Genomic DNA, 21,419 nt, shown 5'->3' with positions numbered 1-21,419 from the left:
AAAGCAGGAATAGCTGATGAGCACCATGGTCGTTGGCGTGGAAAAAGGCATGTCGCCGGCGGTATTGGCGGCGGCCGCCTCGCTGGCTCGCGGGCTGGATGCACGATTGGTGTGCATCCATGCAGATTACGGACGACTGGTGACCGACAAACTGTCCGAAGGCGACTTGCTGGCCTCGGCAGATTCGGTCTCCGAGGAGCTCGCCTGGGAAATCGCTTCGGTGGTGACCGGCGTGGAGTTCGAGAGCTATACGGTGCCCGGTGAACCGGCCAAGGTGCTGGCGGCGGTGGCGGAGCAGCTGGATGCGCAGATGATCGTCATCGGCACCCGCCGTCCGGGGATCCGCAGCAAGATGGCCCAGCTGCTCGACGGCTCGATTGCCGTGGCGCTGGCCCACAAGCAGCATCGGCCGGTGCTGGTGGTTCCGCAACAGCCTGCAGAGGAGAACGACCTGCCGTGGGACTAGGCTCCAGATTCCACCTCGAAGTACAGGTGCCGATGCGCCTTGCAGCCGGGATTGAATAGCGCCTGGCAGTTGGGGCAGGAATCGGCTTCCAGATACTGGGCAGGGCTCAGCTGCGTGCTGCAGACCCCGCAGAGCACCGCAGGCTCATCAAATTTGTCCGCCGGCCACGGCATCGCTTCGTGGCCGGCCAGTTCGCCATGGCATAGGTGGCAGGGATAGTAGATGCCGCAGCAGTGGTGCTTCAACGCAATCACATCGATCAGCGAGTGGTAGTGGGCGCAACGGGTGTGCACGTCCATGCGCACGCCGCGCAACGTGACCTGGTGCGCTGGGTTTTCCCAAGCTGTCATCGTCAACCCTTCCGCGAGTGGCCATGCCATGTGCAAAAATGCACGCTGAATGTGCAGAAACTGCCTCCAACTATGCCTCTTTCCGCCTATCTTTCGCCATGTGATCTAGGCCATACTCGCTGATGAAGCTGGTCCCGCAGGAGGTACTGGCGAAGGCGGAAGGAACGCACAGTGGCAAGCGAAACGTCATCGAAGGCCGAGCGCAAGGGATTGCGCCGGGTCGTAGCAGCCTCCATGGCTGGCACCGTCGTCGAATGGTATGAATTCTTCCTCTACGCGACGGCGGCGACGCTGGTCTTCAACAAGATCTTCTTCCCGGATACGGGCAACGATCTGGATAACATCATCAAGGCCTTCCTGACCTACGCGGTCGGATTCATCGCCCGCCCGATCGGCGGCATCGTCTTCGGCCACTTCGGTGACAAGTACGGACGCAAGCACCTATTGCAGGTTGCCATCGTTCTCGTTGGCGCAACCACGTTCCTGATGGGCTGCCTGCCCACCTTCGACTCCATCGGCTACGCCGCGCCGGTGCTGCTGATCGTGCTGCGCTTCGCCCAGGGCTTCGCGGTAGGCGGGGAATGGGGCGGCGCGGTGCTGCTGGTTGCAGAGCACGCACCAAACAAGGAACGCGGATTCTGGTCTTCCTGGCCGCAGGCAGCAGTGCCGGTGGGCAACCTGCTGGCCACGGTGGTGCTGCTGGTGCTCTCGGCAACGCTCAGCGAGGCTGCCTTCCTGGCATGGGGTTGGCGCATCGGCTTCTGGCTTTCGGTGGTCATCGTGGTAGTGGGCTATTACATCCGCACCCGTGTTTCCGATGCCCCGATTTTCAAGGAAGCCAAGGCGGAGCTGGAACAGAACGCGGCCGCCGGCTATGGCGTGGGCGAAGTATTCAAGCGCTACCCGCGCGGGGTGTTCACCGCCATGGGGCTGCGCTTCGGCGAGAACATCATGTACTACATGGTGGTCACCTTCTCCATCACCTACATGGCCACCCAGCTGAAGATGGACACCTCCACAATTCTGGGCCTGATGCTTGTGGCACACGTCTTCCACGCCATCCTGGTGCCAATTGTTGGACGCTTCACCGACAGCCGCGGACGCCGACCGGTCTATGCCACCGGCGTGGTGCTCATGGCAGTGTGGGGCGTGGCAGCCTTCCCGCTGTTCAACACTGGAAACGATGCGGTCATCCTGGCCACCATCATGCTGGGTCTGTTCGTGCATGGCCTGATGTATGCCGGGCAGCCGGCCATCATGGCGGAAATGTTCCCGACCCGCATGCGCTACTCGGGTGTCTCGCTGGGCTACCAGGTCACCTCGATTGTTGCCGGTTCGATGGCACCGATCATCGCAACCTTCCTGCTGAAGGTCTACGGATCCTGGGTACCGGTCGCCGGGTACATTGTCTTCGCCGCAGCAGTCACCTTGGTGGCGGTGTACTTCATGAAGGAAACCAAGGGGCTGGATCTCGGCGAGATCGACGAGGCTGACCGCTTGGCGTTGAACGGCGGGGACGCTTCGAGCGCCGAAATGAAGATGCAGAAGTAAGTCGGAGGAGCGAACATCAAGCCGGAGGCCAGTTCCGTTGCAGGGACTGGCCTTTGGCGTGCCCGCATCCAACGGGCAGAGAGATTGTTTGCCGGGACTGGTTCGATCTGCAATTCTGGTAGCCACATGCTGCTGGTGGCATCGGAGCCATCGGGAGAACAATGAGAAAGCAGCCAGGCAGGGGATCTCCAGATGAAGCAGTGCAGGCTGAATATCTTCGGTGCCAGCGGTAGTGGTACGACGACTCTTGCCCGTGCCGTGGCGAACGCCTGGTCAGTTCCGCATGCCGATAGCGACGACTATTTCTGGCCCCCTACTGACCCGCCCTACTCCCAGCAGCGAGCGCCAGCTGAACGCTCCAAGCTCATGCATGAGATCTTCATGCCACGCAGCGCATGGGTGCTTTCGGGATCCATGCAGGGGTGGGGGAATGATGTGCTGGCCGAATGCGATGCCTTCGTGTTCTTGACGCTGGATCCCGACGAGCGCCTGCGACGGCTTGCCGAACGCGAGCAACTTCGGCAGTCCGGGCAAGACCCGGATCCAAAGGCTGTGGAGCAATTCATGCTGTGGGCGGCTGGCTACGATGACTCGGAGTTCGCCGGACGCAGCCGCGCGCACCACGAGGCATGGTTGAAGGACGAGTCCCGTCCGGTGCTCCGCCTGGACAGCGCGCAATCAACAGCACGGATGTGCCAAGCCATCATTGACTGGGAACCAGCCCGAACGCCCTAGCTTCCGGACGTGCTCGGCACGGGGAACGGCGGAATGAACCAGTCGCCGGCGGTGGCAGCATCATTCAGTGCGCGAACCGTTTCCTGAACCGCACGGCTGCGCAAAGCCTCGTCGCGTCCCACCAGCCAATATTCGGAGCGGAAGGTGAACTCGTCGTGCAGCACCGGAATCATATTGGGGTAGTGCCGGGAGAGGAATGTTGGCAGCAGCCCGATGCCGGCATGGTTCATGGTGGCCGCATATTGCACCGCGATGCTCGTGGAAGAAATGGAGCGGCGCATCGGTGGCAGGGCGCTGGTGGCATCATCAAGCTTGTCCACCGTCAGAGCGGTATCGATGTAGTAGTTCAAGCTATGTCCTGCCAGATCCTCGATGGATCTTGGCGTTCCGTGGCTTTCCAGATATTCGGCAGTGGCGAAGAGCCGCAACTCGTAATCCAGGAGCTTCATCGAAGCCGCCTTGCGGACATGGGGTTCGCCGATGACAATCTCCAAGTCCATGCCGGTACGCGTCTGCCGTGCACGGGTGGTTTCCGAGACGATCTCGAAGACCAATTGCGGATGCTTTACCTGGAGCCTGGCCAGTGCCGGGGCAGCTAGGTGCGCGCTGAATGCATCGGGGGCAGCGACGCGCACATGGCCTGCCAGCGCTCCGGAGTCCTTCTCGGCGCCGATGGCCTCCACTGCCTGCTCGATGGTTTCCGCGCTGGCCATCGCCCGGCGTCCCAGATCGGTCAGTTCCCAGCCGTTGGGGGTGCGCGTGAGCAGGTGGCCGCCCATCGCCTTTTGCAGGGCATCGATGCGGCGGGAAATCGTCGAGTGGTTCACCCCGAGGACATTCGCGGCGGCGGTGTAGCGGCCCAGTCGTGCAACGGTCAGCAGGGCAATGAGTGATTCGAGATGGCGGTAATCGATCTGACGGTCCATAGACCACAGTCTGCCATGGACGGTGTGCGCTAGCGCACACCGGGCTTGCGCAATTGCCGTGCCGGGGTCCATTGAGTCCGGCCCGACCGTCATCCTACGCTGGCCTGAACGGGTAGTACACAACGATGAAGGGTGTGCAGATGAGCACGTACGCATGGATTGGCCTGGGCAACATGGGCGGACCGATGACAGCGAATCTGGTGGCCGCCGGGCACCAGGTGCGCGGCTACGACCTGGACGCGGAGGCCTGTGCCGCCGCGGCTCGAGGCGGGGTGCAGATCGCCGGCTCGGTGGCCGAGGCCATGGAGCATGCCGATGCTGTATTCACTATGCTGCCCAAGGGCGCGCATGTGCGCTCGGTATACGAGGGCGAGGCAGGCATCTGGGCCAACGCCACCAAGGACATGCTCCTGCTGGATTCCTCCACGGTGGACATTGAAACTTCCCGCTACATCCACGCAGGCTCCACCGAACGTGGACTGCACTTCGTTGATGCCCCGGTATCCGGCGGCATCTCCGGGGCCGCGGCGGGGACCCTGGCCTTCATGCTCGGCGGTGCACCGGAACTGATGGAACGGGCCGCCGGATTCATCGCCCCGATGAGCGGCAAGACCATCGTCGCAGGCGGGCCCTCCATGGGCATTGCCGCCAAGATCTGCAACAACATGATGCTGTTCATCGACCTGATGGCCAGCGCCGAGGGTTCCCAGCTGGCCGAGGCATTGGGCCTGGATCCCGAGGTCTTCTGGCAGATCGCCTCGGTCTCCTCGGGCCGTTCCTGGGCCCAGCAGACCTGGTACCCGGTGCCCGGCATCATCGATACCGCTGCGGCGAACAACAACTTCGAAGCGACCTTCCGCACCGATCTGGCACGCAAGGATGTCGGGCTGGCCTTGGATGCCGGCGAAAGCACCGGGGTGCGGCTGCCGGCAGCAACCCTGGCCCGCGAACACTTCGACGAACTGATCGAGCAGGGGCTGGGGGACAAGGACTGCTCGCTGATTGTGAAGAATCTGCTGCCTGATGGCGCCGCGCGCGGGTGGAGCCCGGAACCGGCCAAGGCCAAGCAGCCAGCTGAGGGCTGAGCATGCGCCAGATCCAGGCAGCGGTGCTGGGGCACACGCAGAACCAGCGCCCCTATGCCGAGCACCGGCCGCTGGCCATCCGCCAGCTGAAGCTGGGCGACCCCGGCCCCGGGGAAGTGCTGGTGCGCATTACGGCTGCCGGACTCTGCCATTCGGATTTGTCGGTCATCGACGGGAACCGGCCGCGTCCGGTGCCGATGGTGCTCGGGCATGAATCGGCCGGCATCATCGAGCAGGTTGGCGAAGGGGTTCAGCTGGACATCGGCCAGCAGGTGATCTCGGTCTTCCTGCCACGCTGCGAGAACTGCGCAGCCTGCGCCACCGGAGGCAAGCTGCCGTGCAGCGCCGGCACCGCGTCCAACACCGCTGGAACCCTGCTGACTGGCGCTCGCCGGCTGATGCTCGATGGCAAGCCGGTCCACCACCACCTGGGCGTCTCGGCCTTTGCCGATTACGCGGTGATGGATGCGCGCAGCCTGGTTCCGGTGGGCGTGGATGTGCCGGCCGAGGTGGCTGCGGTGCTGGGGTGCGCGGTGCTCACCGGCGGCGGCGCGCTGCGCAATGCCGCCAGGGCAACAGGTGCCGAGGATGTGGCCATCATTGGACTGGGCGGAGTGGGCATGGCCGCTTTGCTGGTGGCCGCCGGGCAGCGGACTACCGGCAGGATATTGGCCATTGATGCCAATGATCAGAAGCTGGCGGCCGCGCTGGCCTTGGGTGCCGATGAAGCCTGCACGCCGCAGGAGCTGGGGCAGCGCAGTGCGCAGATCGTGGTTGAGGCCGCCGGTCATCCGCGGGCCTTCGAAACCGCATTGCAGGCCACAGGCGTGGGCGGAACCCTGGTGACTGTGGGGCTGCCGGCCCCGGGCGCGATGAGCAGCATCGAGCCATTGGCCCTGACCGCCGGCGCCCGCACGATTATCGGCAGCTATATGGGCTCTGCGCTGCCAAAGCAGGATATCGGCTACTACGAGCAGCTTTGGCGCGCAGGCAGGCTCCCGGTAGAGAAGCTGGTGGAGACCAGGCCGCTGGCGCAGATCAACGAAGCCCTCGACGATCTGGCTGACGGGCGCTCGGTACGCCAAGTTCTGCTGCCCGGAATCGGGGAGGAAGCCCAGTAGGATTGGTGGGTGACTGATTCCACTGAGGGGCCCCGTGCCCTGGCAACCCTGACCGACATCCGGGTCTTCGACTACCTCTGCAAGGCCCCGGCGACACGGACCCGGATCGCCGCGGATCTGGGCATCTCCAAGCCCACCGCATCGCAGGCGATTTCGCGCCTGCAGGAGAACGGGTTGGCGTTGGCCATCGAGCGGGAAAACGAGCCCAAGCGCGGACGCGTACCAGAGCACTATGCGCTGGACAGCAGCTTCGGCCACCTGCTGGCCTTGTGCCTGCAGGCTGAATTCCTGCAGGTCCGCGCCACCGACCTGGCAGGGGAAACCCTGGTGGACCGCCTCTACCCGCTCACCGCGCAAAACACCGCAGCGGAAGTAGCGCAAATGGGTGCCAGGGAGATTTCGCGCGTGGCCGCCGAGCTCGGCTCCCCGCTGCTGGCCGCGGCCGTGAGCCAATCGGCCCCGGTGGAGCGCGATGGCGAGCTGCGCGTGCTGGCTACCCCGATTTTCCCTTCCTCCGGAGCTGACCTTGCAGGCCAATTTGCTGACGGTGTTCCGGTGCTGCTGGATAACGACGTGAACTGGATGGCCCTGGCCGAAGCGGGGGAGCAGGCAGACTCCTTGATGATGATCTATATCGGATCTGGCCTGGGCGCAGGACTGGTCATCGACGGTGCGCTGCACCGCGGCAAGCACGGCACCGCTGGCGAGCTGGAGACCCAGCTGGTGGGCGGGACAAACCTGCGCGAAGCGCTCGCCGAGGCGGGGATGTTCCAGACCCGCGTGCTCTGGGAGAAGCTGGCCGACGAACGGAACTGGTCGGCATTCCTTGCGCCGTTCGGCCAGGTCCTGGCCAACTTGATTGGCTTCGTCGATCCGCAGCGGGTGGTGGCCATCGGTCCGGGCCTGACCCCTGAATTGTGCGCCGCACTGGAGAGCGAGCTGAATGGGTTGCTGCCCAAGCCGGTCCATGTGCAGCTTTCCGCATTGGGAACCGAAGCCGCGGCACGCGGGGCACTGGCTGGTGCCCGGGAGCTCGCCATGGGCAACTTGTGGGAAAATTACCGGGCACGTTGACCAAAGTGATCCAAGCTATATATTGTAAAGAGTCCTTAAAATTCTATTTGCATCACCGGGGAGACCACTGATGGCACCATCTGACGCATCGGCATCCACGTCGCAGTTCGCTGCCATCGGCCTTGATCTGGGCGGCTCGTCCATCAAGTACGGATTGGTTGGAACCGACGGCAAGCTCGTTGAGAGCACCTTCAGCAAGGCCGCCACCCCAGAAGGCGCGCATCCGGAGGCCGTCGCCCAGGTGATGACAGGAATCATTGCCGACCTGCAGGAGCTCACCGGCGATGAGCTGGCCGGGATCCCCGCCGGTGTCACCGTGCCCGGCATCGTCATCGACGGCGTCGTGCACTCGGCGGCCAATATCGACAAGGCCTGGATCGGCTTGGATGTCACCGCCTCGTTCAGTGCGCTCCTGGGCCGCGACGTCTTTGTGCTCAATGACGCGGATGCCGCCGGCGTCGCCGAGGTCTACGCGGGTGCGGGAGCCGAGAATGGCAAGCCTGTCAAGGGCAGCACCTTGCTGCTGACCCTGGGCACCGGCATTGGCTCGGCCTTCTTCCGCGACGGAGTGCTCTTCCCTAACGTCGAATTCGGCCACCTCGAAATCGACGGCTTCAATGCCGAGAGCAAGGCCGCCGCGCGAGTCATGCGCGAGGAAAACCTCAGCTGGGAACAGTACATCGCCCGCCTGCAGCGCTACCTGTCCCATGTGGAATTCCTCTGCAGCCCGGATCTGATCATTATCGGCGGAGCGATCTCCGAAGACCACGAGAAATTCCTGCCGCAGCTGGAACTGCGTGCCAAGATCGTGCCCGCCCGCTTCAACAACGCCGCCGGGGTATTGGGCGCCGCGCATCGCGCGCTGAATCCCGGCAACTAGGAACCTATGCATACGATAGACCCGAACGCCCAGATCAAGCTCGTCGCCGTCGACATGGACGGCACCTTCCTGGACGGCGAGGGTCAAATCCCGGAGGCATCCTGGGCGCTCATCGACCGGCTCCAGGAACGCGGCATCAAGTTCGTGCCGGCTTCCGGGCGCCAGTTCGCCACCCTGCGCGAGCAGTTCGCCCCCTTGGGCGAGATCGCGATCATTGCCGAGAACGGCACTGTCGTGATGCATGGCGAGAACGAGATCTACTCCAACATCATCGGCAAGTCCTCGGTTGACGCGGTCATCCAGGCCGTCCGCGCGCAATCTGCGCTCGATGCCGGATTGGTGCTGTGCGGACGCCGCACCGCCTATGTTGAGCGCGCCGATGAAGCGTTCGCCGCAGCCATTGCCCCGTATTACCGTGCAGTGCAGGTGGTGGATGACCTGGCTTTGGTCGCGGACTCGATCATCAAGATGGCCGTCAACGTCGGCACCGGCGCCGTGCAGGAAATGGCGGCAGCGCTGCAGGTGCCGCTGCAGGTGGTGATCTCCGGCAGCCACTGGGTGGATGCCATGAACCACGGCGTGCACAAGGGCTTGGCCCTGAATGCGCTGCAGGAGAAGCTGGGAATCAGCGCCGATGAAACAGCAGTTTTCGGCGACTACCCCAACGACCTGGAAATGATCAAGGCCGCCACCTACTCTTTTGCGATGGCCAATGCCCATCCCGTGGTGGCAGAAGCCGCGAATTTCACTGCGCCGTCCAACCTTGAGCACGGCGTGCTGCAGGTGCTCGGCGCCTACCTCGACGGGCGCGCCCTGCTCTGACACGCCGGGAGCTGAAACAGCTCAGGGCCTGGGTGAAGGAAATTTTCCTTCACCCAGGCGCTTCGCGCTCTTGTTGGCTAGTTAGGCGCCGAGATAATGGCGTATTCCGGCCAAGGCTGCGCTCACGCCGGAATCCAACGCTCCACGGTACCCAGGCAGGAAGAACGGGGAGTGGTTGCCTGCCGGTGCCGGGTCCTGCGGGTCGGCGCCGCCGAACATTCAGAACACATTCGGCACGCCGATGGCATCGCCCAGCGAACCGAAGTTCTCGGATCCCATCAGCGGCGGCACCAGGCGGACCTTCTCCTCGCCGAACTCCTGGCGCAGCGCGCCGACGACTTTGCCGGTGTGCTCCGGGTCGTTGTACAGCCGCGGGAAGGTGTAGAGCTGTACGATCTTCGGCTGCGGTGCTCCCGAGGCGTCCGCTTCGGCATTGATGATCCGGGTGACTGCTTCCAGGACCTTCTCGCACACCGGCTCGGTGAGCGTGCGGATGTTCAGCGTGAATACCGCGGTGTCGGGGATGATGTTTTCCTTCAGGCCCGCGTGGAAGGAGCCGCAGGTGACCACGGCCGAATCCAGCGGAAGCAGCTCGCGCGAGGTGATGGTCTGGAGCCGGGTGATGATATTGGCTCCGAGCACAATCGGGTCGATGGAATCCTGCGGCTGGGAACCGTGGGCCTGCTTGCCGTAGAGGGTGACCTCCAGCGAGTTGGCCATGGCCATCGCCGATTCCGGGGTGATATGGATGGTCCCGGTGGCAAAGGGGAGTACGTGCTGGCCGAGGACCGCGGTTGGCCGCGGTGCCCGATCCCACAGGCCGTCGGCGAGCATTGCGGCGGATCCCGCGCTGGTTTCCTCGCCGGGCTGGAAGATGAACACCACGGTGCCAGCCCACTCATCGGTGCCGCGCACCAGCACCCGGGCCGCGCCCAGGGCGCTGGCCACATGGGTGTCGTGGCCGCAGCCGTGCATCACCGGGACCTCGGTGCCATCTGCCAAAAAGCCCTTGGCGGTGGAGGCGTACTCCGCCTTGGTGTCCTCGGCAATCGGCAGGCCGTCGCTATCGGCGCGGAAGGCCACCACCGGGCCCTCGCCGTTGCGCAGGATGCCCACCACGCCGGTGCCGCCGCAGCGGAAGTGCTCGATGCCCAGTCCGCTGAGCTTGGATTCGATGAACGCAGCGGTGTTGTGCTCCTGCATGGACAGCTCCGGGTCGCGGTGCAGGTGCAGATAGTCCTCGTGCAGGGCCTGGGTTTCGGCGTCGGTGAGTCCGTAGGTGTTCAGCATGCGATGATCCTCTAGCTTTCTGAAGTGTGGATTTTCTTGCGGTCGCGCAGGACCCAGGAGAAGATGATGGAGCTGATGACCACGGTGGCGGTGGCGAACATGCCCGTGGCAGGCGCCGCCGGAACCACCACGAAGTTCATGACCAGAGCCAGCGCCAGGGCGATGACGGTGGGACGCAGCGACTTCATGGCTACGATGCTCTGGACCAGGACCGCGCCCATCAGCGACGGCAGGATGTACAGGTGGCTGCTGCGCGGCGAGCACATCAGCATCCGCGCGCTGGTTGACCCGGCACTGATGGGGTTCAAGGTCGAAGCGCTGCTCTGGGTCCAGGTCTCCCCGGCCGATGTGGATGCGCTGGGAACCCTGCTCGCTGGATTGCCGCAGGTCAGATACGTTGCAGCGGTGGCCGGTGATGCCCAGTTTGCTGGTCGATGTCACCGTGCCGACCCAGCGGGATCTCTATGAATTCATTGCCAAGACCAACTGGGGTGAAATGGTCCAGCTGCGCACCTCGATGGTGCTCGGGGCGCGCAAGCGCGGCGGGCAGCCCGCGGAATCCTGAGCGGCGGGCAACGCAAAAGAATTCAGCGATAATTCACCGGTTTCTGGCTCTTGCTTCCGGTTCATTCCACCTGCGGCAAACGCTGGGTGAACACTTCATCGAATGACGAAAATAATGCGTAATATCGCCGAAACGGTTCGAAACGGTCCCGGAAGTGGCATAGTCTCACGATACCGAGCGGGGCAGCTGTTCTCGCGCGGTTAACAACCAGTTAACTCTGCAGGGGCGAAAGGAAGACCGGCAACCGTGAGCAAGAGGTTGACCTACGGGACGAACCAAGGAACGGCGACGCCCGAAAGCGCGTGGCGCAAGCGCAAGGATGCGTGGGAGCACTTGGGTTATGTACTCAGCGAGATTTCTTCTGAATACCAGGAGGAAGAACGCCGCACAGAACATGAGCTGGAAGCCGGCCGGTTGATGGGGCTACTGGCAGCCATCGAACCGTACTGGGCGAATCCCGGCATCGACTACTTCAACGAGGTTTCACGGCTCATGTCCGGCGGGCAGTATGAAGATGCCATGAAGCTGGTCTACCAAGCGAACCATACCTTCAGGAACCAGACCCAATATGTGGACATGGACAGCCATGAAGGGGCGGAAGCGGATCCGGCCCAGCTGGGCAATGTCGCACCGGGCCACGGCAAGGCACAGGTCCCGATGGTGGAAATCCTGCTGGTGGACAATGGGCCTGCGGAAGAAATTGAGCGTTTCAAGGACGAAATCGCCGAACAGCGCCAGCATACCGATCCTTTCCACTACAACTTTGTGGTGGTGCCCAGCGTGGAAGACGCCTTGGCCGCGATCCTGATCAATCCCGGCATCCAGGCGGTCGTGCTGACTGCCCGCTTTGATGTCTGCACGCGCCGCCGGCTCTCCTCGACGCTCAAGAATTTCATTGCCCGGCGGATGGAGGGCTACTTCCAATCCACCAAGCAGATCCGCGGCCTGCTGGATTTGGAAAACATCCTTGACCAGTTGCGGCCCGAAGTTCCGGTGTACCTGATCGCGGGAGTTGCGTTGGAATCCATCGCCCACGAAATCACCGGGCGCTTCCGCAGGATCTTCTCGCGTAACGACCGGATGGACCTGCACCTGTCGATTGTCTCGGAAGTGCTCGAACGGTACCAGACCCCGTTCTTCAATGCCCTGCAAAAGTACGCCAAACGGCCCGGTGGAGTCTTCCATGCCATGCCGATTTCCCGTGCCGGATCGGTGCAGAACTCCCCGTGGGCACGGGACCTGGTGGACTTCTACGGCAAGAACCTGCTGCTGGCAGAAACCTCGGCTACCTCCGGTGGGCTCGATTCCCTCTTGGATCCGCAGAGTTCCATCAAGAAGGCCCACGAGCTGGCGGCCCGCGCCTTCGGCAGCCACCGCACCTACTTTGTCACCAACGGCACCTCGACGGCGAACAAGATCGTGCACCAGTCGATCCTCGCGCCGGGGGACATCGTGCTGGTGGACCGCAACTGCCACAAGTCCCACCACTACTCACTGGTGCTTGCCGGGGCGAACGTCAGCTACCTAGAGGCCTACCCGCTCAACGAGCACTCGATGTACGGTGCGGTGCCGCTGGAGGAGATCAAGGGACGGCTGCTGCAGCTGCGCCGCGAGGGGCTGCTGCACAAGGTCAAGATGCTGACGCTGACCAACTGCACCTTCGACGGGATCATCTATGACCCGCGCCGGGTGATGGAAGAATGCCTGGCGATCAAACCCGATTTGGTATTCCTCTGGGACGAGGCCTGGTTCGCCTTCGCCGGGTTCCACCCGGTGTACCGACGGCGCACCGCGATGACCGTGGCTGGGGTGCTGGAAGCAGAACTGGACAGCGCCGAATATCGCGAGCGCTACGCCGCGCAGCAGGTTGCGCTGCCGGAACCCGGCACCATTGTGCACCCGGAGAACGACCAGGCCTGGCTGGACACCCGGTTGATTCCGGATCCGGAGCAGGTCCGCCTGCGCGTGTACTCCACCCAGTCCACGCACAAGACCCTGACCTCCTTGCGCCAGGGCTCGATGATCCACATCTATGACCAGGATTTCGCGGTGCGCAACCTCAACGCCTTCCGCGAGGCCTACATGACCCACACCTCCACCTCGCCGAACTACCAGATCCTTGCCTCGCTGGATATCGGCCGCCGGCAGGCCGAGCTGGAAGGCTATGCGCTGGTGCAGCGACAGGTCGATTTGGCGCAGTCGATTTCGCGGGCCATGGCGCGCAACGAGCTGCTGGGCAAGTATTTCAAGATCCTGCACTCGACGGATCTGATTCCGCAGAAGTACCGTCAGTCCGCGACGCAGAACCCGGTGCGCGACGGCCTGGCGGCTTGGGACGAAGCCTGGGCGGCAGACGAGTTCGTGGTGGACCCCTCGCGCTTGACCCTGGACATCAGCCGCACCGGCGTGGACGGGGACACCTTCAAGCACGAGTACCTGATGGATGGGCACTCGATCCAGGTCAACAAGACCAGCCGCACCTCGGTGCTGCTGATGACCAATATCGGCACCACGCGTTCCGCAGTGGCGCACCTGATCGAGGTGCTGGTGAAGATCGCCGAGGAACTGGACCGCAAGCGCCGGCTGGATGGCCGCGTGCTGGCGCTGGGGAAGAAGCCTGCGGCCGAAGAGATTCCACTGCCGGACTTCAGCGCCTTCGCTCCTGAATTCTCCGGGGGCGGCGGAAGCGGCGACATGCGCTCGGCCTACTACCTGACTTACCAGGATCCGGCGACGCATTTCCTGTCCTCGGCGCAGATCCGTACCCAGCTGCTGGCGGGGGACCGCGTGGTCTCGGCGGTGTTCGTCACCCCGTACCCGCCGGGCTTCCCGGTGCTGGTTCCGGGGCAGGAGATCACTTCGGGCATCTTGGACTACATGGACGGGCTCGATACCCGCGAGATCCACGGCTACCACCAGGACTTGGGCTACCAGGTGTTCACCTGCGAAGCCCTGGAACAGGTTGCGGCGCAGCAGTCCTGAGCGTGCAGAGCGGCTTGAGCTGAACACAGTGCGAATCCGCCCGGTTTTGCCGGGCGGATTCGCGCATCAGTTGTGCAGGGACTGGAGCGCTGGATGGCCGCCGGCGCAACGTCCTAGGCCCTGGTTCGCGCACGATACGCAAACCAAGGCCTTGGCCAGTGGCCTGGAGGCTATATTTTCCGTTCCGCCAGATGCGCCGAGATCGCCTCGAACGCGCGAATGGTCGGGAACAGCTTGGAAGCATCCTGCGGCAGCGGCCAGCTGGAGAGCTTGACCGCGACCAGCTTCGTCGCCGGATCCATGTAGATCATCTGGCCATGGATGCCCAGGGCCACTGCGGCCCCGGTGGCAGGGTTCGGGAACCAGATCTGGTTCCGGTAGTGCCCGCCGGGCATCATGTTATCGCCCGGCGATTGGGCAAATGCCTGGACCAGCGCGGGATCATCGATGAAGGTATCGGCAATCCATTCCTCGGAGAGCACCTGCTTGCCGGTCAGCGCCCGCCCGCCATTGACATAGAGATGGCCGAACCGCGCCAAATCGCGCAGGCAGGCGTTGAATCCGCCATCGAACATCCCGGTGCCGAACTGGTCAACACCCATCACCAGGTCTTGCTGGGCTCCGAGCTTCGACCACACAAAGTCCGACAGCAGTTCCTGCATCGGGGCGCCGCCGGCGGCTTCCAGCACCCAGCCGAGGGCATCTGTTTCGCAGGAACGGTATTCGAACACCGAGCCGTGCGGTCCCTTGGCCTTCAGGGTCAGCAGGAACTCGTACATCCCGATCGGGCCGATGCCGCCACGCTGCGGCGCCCAGCCGATGGCTTCTTCCAGCTGGCGCACTTCGGCCTGCGGATCCAGGTATTCCTCGGAAAACCTGATCCCCGAACGCATATCCAGCAGGTCGCGCACGCGGGCGCCGGCATAGCCGCTGCGCTCCAAGGCCGGCACGTAGGTGGTCACCGTCTGCTCGGTATCGAGCTTTCCGGCATCCACCAGCGCACCGGCCAGGGAGCCCACCAGGGTTTTGCTGACCGACATCAGCAGATGATCGGTCAACGAGGTCATGGTGTTGTAGTACTTCTCCCAGAGGATCCGCCCATTGTGCATGACCAGCACGGCATCGGTATTCGTCGCGTGCATTACCCCGCGCACGGTCAGTGCAGGGTCGGTAATGCTAGCTTTGGCAACTTCCAGCTTGCCCAGCTTCTCCTCGGCCAGGTGCAACCTGACGATCGGGCCGTCTCCGCGCGAAACCTTCACGGTGGGATGGATCCGGGCGATGTTCTGGAAAGAGCGCTTGATGTTCTGCGGGTACTGCCAGGTGGCGATGTTCAGCGCCTTGCTGGGAGGACCTGCGAGGTTAGCCGCCATCTCCCCGACGGCATCAGTCGCTTCAGTTGCCATGCTCTGATGGCGGAACGTCAATTCCCTTGTACTGGGATCGGATGCAGGAGATGAAGTGCTTGGCATCGATGCTGAGCTTGGTTTTCTTCTTGCCTTCGTACTGCAGCTTGGACTTGGTGACCAGGACCCCAAGATCGGCTCCCTTCCATCGGTAATCCTCAACGCCGTAGATGCGCAGGAAGAATGCTTCCTTGTGGGTCTGCAGCTGGTGCCAGTCCAAGGCGGAACGGGAAAACTGCAGCTTGCCGCGCGAGTCGAGGTAGTAGTTTCCGGTGCGCGGCGCGTGGGTGATGTACTGCAGGATGTCATCGGTTTCCTTGATGATCATGTGGCTCCACACATCTGCCCCGCTCATCTCTTCCCACCGGGCGTTGATCTCGTCGACATCCAGTTCGAAGTCCACGTCGAGGTATTCGAGCAGGTGGAAGAGGAACAGTGGAACATCGGCGTAGGCTCCGGCGGTGACGTTGGTGATGGCGCTGGCTCCTGAGATGCGTGGGTTCAGCTCGCCGAGGTACACCTCGTCGGTGTCGGTGTCCACCAGCACGTCCACCTCGAAGAAGCCGCGGTAGCCGGTGTCCTTCAGGCCGTTGCCGACCTTGCGCACCAGGTCGATGGCGCGCGAGCGCTGGGAGTCGGTGACTACATCCGGGTGCATCTCGTTGCCGCACCAGCCGCCCTTGTACGGGGTCAGCTCCTTGTATCCTGCCAGTTCGGTCAGGATCGGACCGACCACGGTGCCGCATTCGGTCAGCACCGCTTCGACGGCCACCGGCTGGTTGTTGATGCGCTTCATGATCTTCAGCTGCTCGCCGATGATGTTCTTGGAGTGCTGCTTGAACTGCGCCTTGGAATCGATGAAGAAGGTCGTCTTGCCCGAATCGCCGTAGGGGGTTTGCACCACCAGGTCATCGCCCAGGCCGGCTTCCTCGGCCAGTACCATGAGCTCCTCGTAGCTATCGGCGGTGCCCAGCACGTTGGGCACCGATGGGGCGCCGGCCGCATTGCCCAGCTTGGTGGTGACGATCTTGGAATCCAGTTCGATGCGCAGTGCCGCCGAAGGCAGGATCAGGTCGTAGCCCAGCTCCTCGCAGATCGCTTCGGTTTCCTCGTCGAAGAAGACCATCGCGATCTTCGGCCGTGGACCGCCCGGGGTGCACTGGGAATCGATGTATTCGCGGACTTCGGAGTTCTCCAGCAGCCAGTTGTTGATCTCTTCGGCGCTCTGGAAATCGACATAGGGCTTCTCGGCGGGGGTGAAGACCCGCGGGTGATGGCCATCCCAGCCGTCGTAGTAGGTGATGTAGCTGAACTTGCGGACCCAGCGGTCAAGGCCCAGCAGGTTGACCGGGGTGGCGCCGAGGAAGAAGATCGGGGTGGTGTTGGTGCGGAAGAAATGGCGGACTTCGCTCATGTTCTTCAGCTTGCGGTCCATGCGCAGGACCTTGGCCGGGAGATTTTCCGGTTCGGACTCGTTGTAGGCCGCGTCGACCGCGACGTTGGCGCTGAGCTGATCGGTGACGGTGCGTGCCTTGTGGCGCAGCTTGTCGAGATCGCTGGGTTTGGGCATGCGGTGGCGAGAAGCCGGGGCGTGGGCTTCAAGAATGTTGGCCATGATGTGGAGATGTCCTTTGAAACTGTCCGAAGTAGGGCAATGGCACGGCGCAATGCGTGACAGTTTCATGCTCAGGGCTCTTTGCAAGCACCGGCACACGTTCTGCTTAACGGGTGGTGAACATTGCGCCAGCACCCGCTGTTGCAGCTTGTGACTTGGCATGCAACGGCGGGCGCGGGATCAATGCGCGGTGAAGATCACTCCCCATTGCAGCAGCGCACGGACGCTAGCTGGATACCGTGGCCGCGAAATCCAGCTGCTGGAACTCGAATCCTGCCTGCTGCAGGACTTCGCTGGTGACCTTGCGTCCGGTCAACGCGACCCGGGCGTTGGAGCCCATGACTGCGGCGCCGACCTTCGGAAGCACCGAACCGGTGGGCAGGCCAGGCAACCCAGCGATGGAGCGCAAGGCTGCCATGACCTCGGCATTGCGCAGCGGTTTCGGGCAGGCTGCATGCACCAGGCCGGCAGGGATGGCCGGCTCCTCGAAGCCGAGCAGGCGGCGGATCAGGCGCAACCAGTCTTCCAGCCCGATCCAGCTGAACCACTGCTTGCCATCGCCCATCGGACCGCCCAGGCCGGTATTCACCAGCAGGTTCAGCGGGCCGAGCAGCGGAGCGTCGGGGTGCATCACCATTGAAGTGCGCAGCAGGTAGCGCTGCTCGGCATTGACCTCGGCCTCGGTGAAGGCCTGTTCCCAGGCGGAGGCGACTCCGGTCATTTCCGGCAGGGCGCGCTGGTCGGTGGGGACCGGGCTGGATTCGGTCAGCTCCTCTTCGCCGGCATCGCCGAAGATCGCGGTGGTGCTGGCCTGGATCCAGGTGGCAAGCTTCGGTGCCGTCGCAGCGGCTTCGGCCAAGGTCTGGGTGGAGGCCACGCGCGAACCGGTGAGCGCCGCCAAGTTTTCCGGGGTGTTGCGCTTGTCGACGCGCTCGCCGGCCAGGTTGACCAGGTGCACCGGATTCTTGCTGGCCAGCACATTGGCCCAGGCACCCTGGTGGACTCCGTCCCAGCTGTACTGCTCGGCAGGGAAACCATCCTCGGGGTTGCGCGTCAGCACCGAAACCGAGAGTCCGCGGCAGACCAGGTCCGCGACCAGATTGCGGCCGAGGAATCCGCGTCCGCCGGAGATGACCACCTGGGCATCGCGCTTGCGGTGCGCGCTCGGGGCGATGATCCGGTAGAGGCGGGCCGCGGCGATGGCGAAGTCCTTGCACAACGCGTTGGCCACGGTGAATTTGAAGGCGGTGGTGCCCGGGCCATTGAGCTCAACGGTGAAGCGCAGCACGCAGCCGTGCTCAAGCGGCTCGACCTGCCAGCGCAAGACCATCTCGCCGGCGGGCTGCGGCTGGGTGAATTCCACCATCAGGGTGTCCAGGTTGCGCCGGGTGATGGAACCCGACGGGGCGGTGCTGCGGTGCAATGGGCCGAAGAGCTTGCCCGGCGGCAGCAGGTCGACCTTCGTGCCCACCCCGCGCTGGTCATCGTGCACGATGAAGCCGTCGAAGCTCTTCATCCACTGCCCGGTCTGCGACAGGTTGCCCACGATCGAGTAGACGGCTTGCGGGTCAGCGGCCAGGAATTGCGACTCAGTGCGCTGCCAGTGCGTGAACTTGCTCGTGGTGCTCATCTTGGAATCGTTCCTTCCAGCTCGGTTACTCGGGCATAGCTCTAGGCTACTGTGCCCTGTGCGCTTCGGCTGGCAGGAGCTGAAAGCCAGGCCGAACTGTTACACCGGGCCCTGCAACGGGAAAGCTCCCCTGGCCCAGAAGACCAGGGGAGCTTTGCACCGGGATGCCGGCTAGGCGGTGACCTTCGCGCCGACTTCCTGTTCCATTTCGGTGAACTCGGCTTCGATCTCCGCGTTCGGGCGGTAGGTGGCCTTCGAGACCAGCCATGCGACCACCAGGGCGGCGAGGAAGCCCGGGACGATCTCGTACATGGCCGCGGACAGCGGCTTGACGTTGCCCCAGATGAAGACCACGACGGCGCCAGTGACCATGCCGGCGAAACCGCCTACGGCGGTCAGCTTGCGCCAGTACAGGGCCAGCAGGACGACCGGGCCGAAGGCGGCGCCGAAGCCCGCCCACGCGAAGGAGACCAGCTTGAGAATGGACGAGCCAGGGTCCAGCGCCAGCAGGGCCGCGATGATGGCCACTAGGAGTACGCAGGCGCGGCCCAGGTTGACCAGGGCCTTCGGCGAGGTCTTGCGGCCGGTGATGTTGTAGAGGTCCTCCACCAGTGCCGAGGAGCAGACGATCAGCTGCGAGGACATGGTGGACATGATGGCTGCGAGCACCGCTGCCAGCACCAGGCCGGCGATCAGCGGGTGGAAGAAGATCTGGCTGAGCAGCAGGAAGACGGTCTCGCTGCTGGCCTCATCCAGCGGCTCCTTGGCAAAGTAGGCGACGCCGATGAACGCGGTGGCCACGGCGCCCAGGGTGGTCAGGAACATCCAGCCGATGCCGATGCGTCGTGCGGTCTTGGCCTCGGCGGGGGTGCGCAGCGCCATGAAGCGCACGATGATGTGCGGCTGGCCGAAATAGCCCAGGCCCCAGGCAGCGGTGGAGAAGATGGCCACGGTGGCAAGGATCGCACCGTTGTCATTGAAGGAGGAGAACAGGTTGAAGGCTTCGGGATTGACTTCGGTGACCTTCGAGGTGATGTCCCCGATGCTGCCGATCTGGATGACTGCCACGATTGGCACGGCAATCAGCGCCGCGAACATCAGCACGCCCTGGACCATATCGGTCAGCGAAGCTCCGAGGAAGCCGCCGAACAGGGTGTAGAGCAGGGTGATGACTGCGACGAAGATCATGCCCGCAAGGTACTGCCAGCCGAAGGATGCCTGGAAGAACTTGCCTGCGGCCACCATGCCCGAGGAGACATAGAAGGTGAAGAACACCAGGATGATCAGCGAGGAGCCGATGCGCAGCAGGTGCGCCTTGTCCTTCAGGCGCTTTTCGAAGAAGCTCGGGATGGTGATGGCGTTCTGCGCGATTGCGGTGTAGGAGCGCAGGCGTGGGGCGACGAACTTCCAGTTCAGCCAGGCGCCGATGAGCAGGCCGATGCCGATCCACGACTCGTGCAGGCCGCCGAGGTAGATGGCGCCGGGCAGGCCCATGAGCAGCCAGCCTGACATGTCGGAGGCGCCGGCGGACAGGGCGGCAACCCAGGGCTTCAGGCCGCGGTCGGCCAGCATGTAGTCGTCAATGTTGTTGGTGCGGCGATATGCAATGTAGCCGATGCCAAGCATCGCGGCCATGTAAATTGCGATCGCAATCATCTGGAAAGTCTGGTCGGACATTTTTCCTCATTACCGTTTGTGCCCGCGGCTATTCCCAGCCGCCAAAGGCGCGGATTTCTGTGGTGCGAGTCACCACTATGGCACTATTTCCCGGGTTTGTCGCCGGGTGTCATTCGGTCTGTGATCTATCTGTCATCTAGTCGACCGTATCGAAGTCTGCAGGTGTAGCCAAAATCGCCGAGTTGCTTGCATCACTCATTCCGGGCTGCGCATGCAGCGATTTGCGTACCGCGCGGATGGCCGGGGACTGGACGGAAGAATGCCGCATGGCGGTGAAGATCGTGCGCTCGGGAGCGCCGGGAAGATCTACCGTGCGCAGCGCGTGGCGCTGGTCGCGCAGCACCAGTTCCGGGAGCATCGCCACGGCATTGCCTGAGGCGACAAGCTGCACGTGAGCCTGCAAATCAGCGGTTTCGTAGCGCAGGTCAGGCTCGAACCCGGCCAGCCGGCAGGCCTGCAGTGCCCAGTGCCGGCTGGCGGCCCCGTCGGGCTCGACCACCCAGGGCAGGGAAAGGGCATGCTCCAGGTGGTGCACCCGGTCGAATTCGGCGTTCCCGGCTCCGCCTCGCGCCGGCAGGGCCAGGCGGATCGGATCGTGAGTCAGAACACGCCGGTCGAGGTTGTCGTAGTGCGGCGCCGAGTGCCCCGAGTACTGCTCGGCGACCACCAGATCGAAGTTGCGGCTGCTGGTTTCATTCAACGCATCGGCTGGTTCCTGCTGGCTCATTTCCACCCGCAGGTTCGGGTGCTTGGTGCGCAGCTCGCGCAGCACCGGCGGCATGAGACGCAGCATGGCGGTCTGGAAAACTGCCAGCCTGACGGTGCCTGACACCGTGGACATGGCCGAGGACAAATCGGCTTCGGCACGTTCCATCGAGTCGAGCAGCTCTTCGGTGTGGGCCACCAGGATCTGTGCCTGCGGGGTGAGCTTGAGCGTGCGCCCTGTGCGCCGCAGGAGCTCCACCCCGGTTTCCGCTTCCAGCTGGCTCAGCTGCTGCGACACCGAGGAGGGCGAGTAGCTCAGCGCATCGGCCACCTCGGCAATGGTTCCGCGGATATGCAGCTCGCGAAGCAGGCGCAATCTTCTCAGTTCAAGCAAGGTTTTCCCGCCATTCAGTTAATGCGGACTCACCGAGCCCGGATACTTTGGCAAAACCGAACGATTATCTTCAGCTTTGTTCACTTTTGCTTAAGACAATAAGGGTTCATACTCGATCTTGCACACAGCTTTTTCTTGCGCTCCG

General features: G+C 63.5%; 18 protein-coding genes and 1 pseudogene. 10 read left to right on the top strand and 9 right to left on the bottom strand.

Going from position 1 to position 21,419, the window contains the following annotated elements:
• The first annotated feature begins 16 nt into the window (after window positions 1-16).
• Window positions 17-466: a universal stress protein gene (locus ACLQ8T_RS13430; protein ID WP_204722894.1), complete on the top strand. Its 450-nt coding sequence runs from the start codon at window positions 17-19 to the stop codon at window positions 464-466.
• On the opposite strand, the gene ACLQ8T_RS13425 is transcribed toward ACLQ8T_RS13430, so the two are convergent.
• Window positions 463-816 (bottom strand): CHY zinc finger protein, encoded by a 354-nt coding sequence (locus ACLQ8T_RS13425; protein WP_204722893.1) that lies wholly within the window; start codon window positions 814-816, stop codon window positions 463-465. The two genes, ACLQ8T_RS13430 and ACLQ8T_RS13425, sit on opposite strands and share 4 nt — an antisense overlap.
• Before the next feature lie 171 nt (window positions 817-987).
• On the opposite strand from ACLQ8T_RS13425, the gene ACLQ8T_RS13420 reads away from it, so the two are divergent.
• Window positions 988-2,367: an MFS transporter gene (locus ACLQ8T_RS13420; protein WP_413454913.1), complete on the top strand. Its 1,380-nt coding sequence runs from the start codon at window positions 988-990 to the stop codon at window positions 2,365-2,367.
• A gap of 192 nt (window positions 2,368-2,559) precedes the next feature.
• Window positions 2,560-3,102, top strand: a complete 543-nt coding sequence (locus ACLQ8T_RS13415; RefSeq protein ID WP_413454912.1) for an AAA family ATPase — start codon at window positions 2,560-2,562, stop codon at window positions 3,100-3,102.
• Here ACLQ8T_RS13415 and ACLQ8T_RS13410 read toward each other — a convergent pair.
• Window positions 3,099-4,028, bottom strand: coding sequence for a LysR family transcriptional regulator (locus ACLQ8T_RS13410; protein WP_239543407.1), 930 nt, complete (start codon window positions 4,026-4,028; stop codon window positions 3,099-3,101). The genes ACLQ8T_RS13415 and ACLQ8T_RS13410 overlap by 4 nt on opposite strands.
• Before the next feature lie 140 nt (window positions 4,029-4,168).
• Between ACLQ8T_RS13410 and mmsB the strand changes: the two genes are divergently transcribed.
• The 5 genes from mmsB to ACLQ8T_RS13385 all read left to right on the top strand — a co-directional run bounded on the left by mmsB (window position 4,169) and on the right by ACLQ8T_RS13385 (window position 9,010).
• On the top strand, window positions 4,169-5,113 hold the full coding sequence (gene mmsB, locus ACLQ8T_RS13405; protein ID WP_413454911.1) for a 3-hydroxyisobutyrate dehydrogenase: 945 nt from the start codon (window positions 4,169-4,171) through the stop codon (window positions 5,111-5,113).
• A gap of 2 nt (window positions 5,114-5,115) precedes the next feature.
• On the top strand, window positions 5,116-6,234 hold the full coding sequence (locus ACLQ8T_RS13400; RefSeq protein WP_413454910.1) for an alcohol dehydrogenase catalytic domain-containing protein: 1,119 nt from the start codon (window positions 5,116-5,118) through the stop codon (window positions 6,232-6,234).
• Window positions 6,235-6,243: 9 nt separating this feature from the next.
• Window positions 6,244-7,308 carry an ROK family transcriptional regulator gene (locus ACLQ8T_RS13395; RefSeq protein WP_413454909.1) on the top strand — a complete coding sequence of 355 codons (1,065 nt, stop codon included), beginning with the start codon at window positions 6,244-6,246 and terminating at the stop codon, window positions 7,306-7,308.
• A gap of 70 nt (window positions 7,309-7,378) precedes the next feature.
• A complete protein-coding gene (ppgK, locus tag ACLQ8T_RS13390) occupies window positions 7,379-8,188 on the top strand; it encodes a polyphosphate--glucose phosphotransferase (protein WP_413454908.1) in 810 nt (269 codons plus the stop codon).
• 6 nt (window positions 8,189-8,194) lie between these two features.
• A complete protein-coding gene (locus ACLQ8T_RS13385; protein WP_413454907.1) occupies window positions 8,195-9,010 on the top strand; it encodes a Cof-type HAD-IIB family hydrolase in 816 nt (271 codons plus the stop codon).
• Window positions 9,011-9,091: 81 nt separating this feature from the next.
• On the opposite strand, the pseudogene ACLQ8T_RS13380 reads toward ACLQ8T_RS13385, so the two are convergent.
• A pseudogene (locus ACLQ8T_RS13380) lies at window positions 9,092-10,300 on the bottom strand (amidohydrolase).
• 11 nt (window positions 10,301-10,311) lie between these two features.
• Window positions 10,312-10,608: a hypothetical protein gene (locus ACLQ8T_RS13375; protein ID WP_413454906.1), complete on the bottom strand. Its 297-nt coding sequence runs from the start codon at window positions 10,606-10,608 to the stop codon at window positions 10,312-10,314.
• 107 nt (window positions 10,609-10,715) lie between these two features.
• Between ACLQ8T_RS13375 and ACLQ8T_RS13370 the strand changes: the two genes are divergently transcribed.
• Together ACLQ8T_RS13370 and ACLQ8T_RS13365 are read left to right on the top strand one after the other, a co-directional pair.
• A complete protein-coding gene (locus ACLQ8T_RS13370) occupies window positions 10,716-10,865 on the top strand; it encodes a hypothetical protein (RefSeq protein ID WP_413454905.1) in 150 nt (49 codons plus the stop codon).
• Window positions 10,866-11,111: 246 nt separating this feature from the next.
• Entirely contained in the window at window positions 11,112-13,847 is a 2,736-nt protein-coding gene (locus ACLQ8T_RS13365) for an aminotransferase class I/II-fold pyridoxal phosphate-dependent enzyme (RefSeq protein WP_413454904.1), read from the top strand.
• Between the two features lie 170 nt (window positions 13,848-14,017).
• Here the strand turns inward: ACLQ8T_RS13365 and ACLQ8T_RS13360 are convergent, their stop codons facing one another.
• From ACLQ8T_RS13360 to ACLQ8T_RS13340, 5 genes are all read right to left on the bottom strand, one after another.
• Complete coding sequence (locus tag ACLQ8T_RS13360; RefSeq protein WP_413454903.1) at window positions 14,018-15,253, bottom strand: serine hydrolase domain-containing protein; 1,236 nt, start codon at window positions 15,251-15,253, stop codon at window positions 14,018-14,020.
• Window positions 15,243-16,868, bottom strand: a complete 1,626-nt coding sequence (locus tag ACLQ8T_RS13355; RefSeq protein ID WP_413454902.1) for a biotin carboxylase — start codon at window positions 16,866-16,868, stop codon at window positions 15,243-15,245. Before ACLQ8T_RS13355 ends, ACLQ8T_RS13360 begins: the two co-directional genes overlap by 11 nt.
• 226 nt (window positions 16,869-17,094) lie before the next feature.
• Window positions 17,095-18,498 carry an NAD-dependent epimerase/dehydratase family protein gene (locus tag ACLQ8T_RS13350; RefSeq protein WP_413454901.1) on the bottom strand — a complete coding sequence of 468 codons (1,404 nt, stop codon included), beginning with the start codon at window positions 18,496-18,498 and terminating at the stop codon, window positions 17,095-17,097.
• 171 nt (window positions 18,499-18,669) lie between these two features.
• Complete coding sequence (putP, locus tag ACLQ8T_RS13345; RefSeq protein ID WP_204722874.1) at window positions 18,670-20,175, bottom strand: sodium/proline symporter PutP; 1,506 nt, start codon at window positions 20,173-20,175, stop codon at window positions 18,670-18,672.
• A gap of 136 nt (window positions 20,176-20,311) precedes the next feature.
• The gene (locus tag ACLQ8T_RS13340) at window positions 20,312-21,274 is read right to left on the bottom strand and encodes a LysR family transcriptional regulator (protein WP_413454900.1); all 963 of its coding nucleotides are present in this window, start codon (window positions 21,272-21,274) and stop codon (window positions 20,312-20,314) included.
• Between the last annotated feature and the right edge of the window lie 145 nt (window positions 21,275-21,419).

Source organism: Glutamicibacter sp. FR1, assembly GCF_047300825.1.
Classification (GTDB): Bacteria; Actinomycetota; Actinomycetes; order Actinomycetales; family Micrococcaceae; genus Glutamicibacter; species Glutamicibacter nicotianae.
This window is presented reverse-complemented; position numbering and strand designations above follow the sequence as displayed.